Source organism: Sphingobium sp., assembly GCF_035511395.1.
Taxonomy (GTDB): Bacteria; Pseudomonadota; Alphaproteobacteria; order Sphingomonadales; family Sphingomonadaceae; genus Sphingobium.
The window spans coordinates 1-4334 of the sequence record NZ_DATKFP010000069.1 but is presented as its reverse complement, the minus strand read 5'-3'; the positions used below and the strand labels follow the sequence as shown (position 1 = coordinate 4334).

The 4334-nt window shown below is 65.1% G+C and carries 4 protein-coding genes; 1 reads left to right on the top strand and 3 read right to left on the bottom strand.

Annotated features, from left to right (window positions below; all coding sequences use genetic code 11):
* On the top strand, positions 1 to 279 hold a 279-nt coding region (locus VMR39_RS04030), incomplete at its 5' end, for a response regulator (RefSeq protein WP_325414589.1).
* 181 nt (positions 280 to 460) lie between these two features.
* Here VMR39_RS04030 and VMR39_RS04025 read toward each other — a convergent pair.
* From VMR39_RS04025 to VMR39_RS04015, 3 genes are all read right to left on the bottom strand, one after another.
* Positions 461 to 1696, bottom strand: a complete 1236-nt coding sequence (locus VMR39_RS04025) for an MFS transporter (RefSeq protein WP_325414591.1) — start codon at positions 1694 to 1696, stop codon at positions 461 to 463.
* Positions 1690 to 2676, bottom strand: a complete 987-nt coding sequence (locus VMR39_RS04020) for a copper resistance protein B (protein WP_325414587.1) — start codon at positions 2674 to 2676, stop codon at positions 1690 to 1692. Before VMR39_RS04020 ends, VMR39_RS04025 begins: the two co-directional genes overlap by 7 nt.
* Positions 2673 to 4334, bottom strand: a 1662-nt coding sequence (locus VMR39_RS04015; protein WP_325414585.1) for a copper resistance system multicopper oxidase, incomplete at its 5' end; no start/stop codon positions are given. The genes VMR39_RS04015 and VMR39_RS04020, both read right to left, overlap by 4 nt.

Below are 4334 nucleotides of genomic sequence, written 5' to 3'. Positions count from 1 at the left end.
ACAAGTGGTAGCGCGCTTTTGGCCGATTCGCGTGCCAAGCGAGCCAATTGCCTGATTGTTGATTATCGCATGCCGGACATTGATGGCTTTTCGATCCTGCGCCAACTCCGATCGCTGGGCTGGTCCGGATGCTCCATCATGATTTCGGGCTTCCATGACGAGGTTCTCGCCCGCCGCGCTGCCGACGCGGGCTTTGATCACATGATCACTAAACCACTAAGGAGCCGTCTACTCCTCGAGGCAATCGGCCGTCACAGACGCCTCTCGTCGAATGAGTAAATGGACCGCGTCCGACCGCCAACGCTAAAGAGGCCAGGTGGGGACACGAGCACGTCGTTTTTCCAGAGGAAACCAACCCAGCTGCGCCCAAGGGCCTTGCCCGCGGCTGGGCTCATTTGTCACAGCAACACATCTTGGATAGTGGTGGACGGTACGATTCATATCGATTTACGCGCTCCCCTTATCCGCCTGACGAATTAGCACCTGAAGAGGGCCGTTTCCAAGCTAGTGGCAGGACCACAAGCAGCAGGAGCGACAGGCCGGCAATGCTCCAGAGGACGAGAGGCTGAGCGCCGGGTGCGGCGAAAGCGAGCGCCACGGGCGCCAGTGCCTGCCCGATGCTGGCAGCCGAATGCTGGAGGCCAAGCCTCACCCCTGAGGCCGCCGCAGAACCGCTGATCCAGAAGCTTGTGACCAATCGCAGGCTCGCCGAGCTCCAACCGGCGACCAGGATGAACACGCTCATATCGGCTATGCTTGATGCGAGTGGAAAGGCAACGAGCGCCGCTGCCAGCAAACCGAGCGTCAATCCGGCAAGACGCCCGGGAACCTTCACTAACCAATCGAGCCTTGCATGAAAGATCTGCGCCGCCAGCATGCCGAATCCGCAAAGACTGAGCATCCAGGCGATCTGCTCGCGGCTCAGCGAGACCGCACTGCGCGTCATCAGGAGATTGACGTGCATAGCGGCAAGCCCGGCCCCCGCAGCGATCGTGATGAGTAATAGGACTCCCGTGGCGCAGACTGTCGGCGGCGGCGGATCTCCTGAGTCGAGGCAGTGCGCACAGCGGCCTGGCAGGCTTACAAGGCAAAGCGACCCCGCGACGGTGCCGATGCTGGCAGCAACGATCATGAGCGGCGCGCCGGGCATGATCGCAACGGAGGCTTCCGCCAAAAGCGGTCCGCCGAGGTCTCCCAAAAATACAGACCCCGTCAACCAGGTGAAACGCCGCGCCTGCTCCCCACGGCTGACCGCGGCGAAACTCGCACTGAGCAGCGCAAGCGGTATGATGGCGGCGGCCGCCATCCCCGCGACCGTGCGCAAAACGTAGAGAGTCGGCAGAGCTACGAGGCCAACTGGTGCAGTCACCATCGCGAGGATAATGAGCGCTGTGCGCAACATGACGCGGTAGTCGACCCGGTCGGCAATCCAGCCCCAAAGCGGTGCCGCCACCAGTGCTGCCAGCGGGTGGACGGCGGTCAAGCTCGCGACATGAAAATCATGCGCTGAGGAAAGCCCGCCGGGATTTGGGTGGACCAGGGTCGGAAGGAAAGCGAGAATGGCCGTCTGCCCTGCCGAGGCCGACACCGCCGCGAGCAGCAACACAATGAAGGAGGATTGACCACGCTTGCCATCGTGTGATTCGCCTTGGGGAACAAGCGGGTCAGCGGTTCGTCGGAGAGCCGGTATCACCACCAAGCGCGCAAGCCGATCACCAGCCGGTGTTCGGATGACCCCTCGCCCCGCAGGCGTCGGAAGCCCGCCGTGCCATCGAACGCACGCTCCCAGACGAAGCCGATATAGGGCGCGAACTTGCGCGACACCTCGTAGCGCAACCGTCCGCTCAGCTCGACATTGCTGAAGCCGCTGCCAAGCTGCCGATCTCTCGACCGCTTCGAATAGATATTGGTCTCTACCTGCGGTGTGAGGATCAACCGATTGGTGAACAGGACCTCATAGGAGGCCTTGGCGCGCGCCGCGAGACGCCCATCGGTCCCTACATAGCCGGTGAGCTGGACGTCGAACCAATAAGGCGCCAGTCCCTCGACGCCGGCGGCCAGCCATGTCGTCGCGCCCTTGCCGAGATCCTGCCTGACCCCGAGCAGCGTGCCCCAGAACGGGTTCTTGCTGTGCCACCACAGCGCCTCGACGCTGCTCTCCGGATCGAGACGTTGGTCGCGGGAGTTCTTGAGGCCCTGGCTGCGCAGCCAGAGCTTGTCATTGTCCTGACCCTTGGTGACGAGCACGGTCCAACCCACGCCCTGACCCTCGTTGCCGCTGGCGAATTCGAGCTCATCGACAAGTATCTTGGGGATCGAGAGCTTGTCGGCCATCTCATAGCCCGGCAGCGTCGAGTTGCGATAGCCGTCGGCATAATCGTCCGAGTTGCGCGCGTTCGGCGGGGCCTTGCCACCCTGCATCGAGCCCATGTCCATCGTGGCGCCGTTACCGGACGCCTTCGTGTCGGTCATATCCATGCCCGGCATGTCCATGCCCGCATGGTCCTGAGAGCCTTGCGCGGAAGGGGTGTGCTGAGCGGGAGTGGCCGTTTGGGCAGGGGTGGCGGCGGGCGACGGGGGCGAGGCATCCTGCGCGAGGGCGGGAGCCGTGATCGCCGGCGCCAGGAAGAGGGCAGCGCCAAGAGCGATGCCGCGCGAGGGGAAAATCCGGATCATGCGACCACCACCTCCCGGAACATGCCGGCCGCCATGTGATAGAGCAGATGGCAGTGGAAGGCCCATCGGCCCATGGCGTCGGCGGTGACGCGGAAGCTCACCCGCTGGGCGGGCTGGACCACGACCGTATGCTTGCGGACCTGGAAGGCGCCGTCCGGGCCTTCGACATCGCTCCACATGCCGTGCAGATGCATCGGATGCGCCATCATCGTGTCGTTGACGAAGGTGACGCGCAGCCGCTCGTTTGGCTTGAAATGAAGCGGCCTGGAATCGTTGAGCTTGATGCCGTCGAGCGACCAGATGAACCGTTCCATATTGCCCGTCAGATGCAGCTCGATGTCGCGCTCGGGCTCGCGCGGGTCGGGATCGCCGCCCGGCGTGCGCAGATCGGCCAGCGTCAGCACGCGCCAGCCGCGCCCGCGCAGCCCGGCGCCGGGATCGTCGAGATTGGTGCGCGGATAGTCGACGCGCATGTCGGTATTGGCGCCATATTCGGTGCGGGCGTGCCGTGCCCTGGCCGGCATCTCGGTCATGCCGTGCCCGGCATGCGCGTCGCCTCCCATTGCGCCCATCGTCGCCATCGCGCCCATCATGTCGACCGGCTCGAGCCAGGTCCGGGCATCGAGCGGCGGCACGGCTGCCGCCATGCCCGGGGCCGGTGCGATCGTGCCACGCGCATAGCCGCTCCGATCGATCGCCTGCGCGAAGATGGTGCGGGCGCCGCCCTCGGGCATGGTGAACTCGACGTCGTAGGTCTCGCCCGGGCCGATCCGGAATTCCTCGACCGTGACCGGCTCGACCGGCTGCCCGTCGGTCGATACGACCGTCAGCTCGACCCCGGGGATCCGCACGTCGAAGAACGTCGCCGTCCCCGCGCCGACGAAGCGCAGGCGCACGCGCTCGCCGGGCGCGGCGATACCGGTCCAGTTGCCGGCGGGCGGCGCGCCGTTCATCAGATAGGTGTAGGTCGCGGCAGAGACATCGCTGTAGTCGGTCGGGTTCATCCGCGAGCTGTTCCACATCCGCCGCCGCTCGAGCGCCTTGCCCAAGCCCATGGTGCCGACATCCTTGAGGAAATCGCCGGCGGTCGGCTGCGCAAAATTATAGTAGCTGCTCTGCTTCTTGAGATTGAGGAAGATCTGCAACGGCGGCTCGTCCGACCAGTCGCTGAGCACGATGCAATAGTCGCGATCGGGCGCCCGCGCCGTCGGCACCTGTTTTGGCTCCACGATGATCGCTCCATAGAGTCCCGTCTGCTCGGCGAGCGTGTGAGCGTGATACCAGTAGGTTCCGCTCTGGCGGACCTCGAAGCGATAGGTGAAGGTCTCGCCCGGCGCGATGCCGGCAAAGCTGATGCCGGGCACGCCGTCCATCTCCGCCGGCACGATGATGCCGTGCCAATGGATGCTCGACATCTCCTTGAGGCCGTTGCGTACGCGCAGCGTGACCGTGTCGCCTTCGCGCAGGCGCAGGACCGGCGCGGGCACGCTGCCGTTCACGGCGGTCGCGATACGGCGTTTGCCGGTGAAGTTGACCGGCAGCTCGGCGATCTCGAGGTCGAACTCGGTCCCGCTCAGCTCAGCGGGCAAGGTTGGTGCGGATCGCGCGAGAAGCGCCGGGGCGAAACCGGCGACCGCGCCGCCGATCGCCAGCCCCTG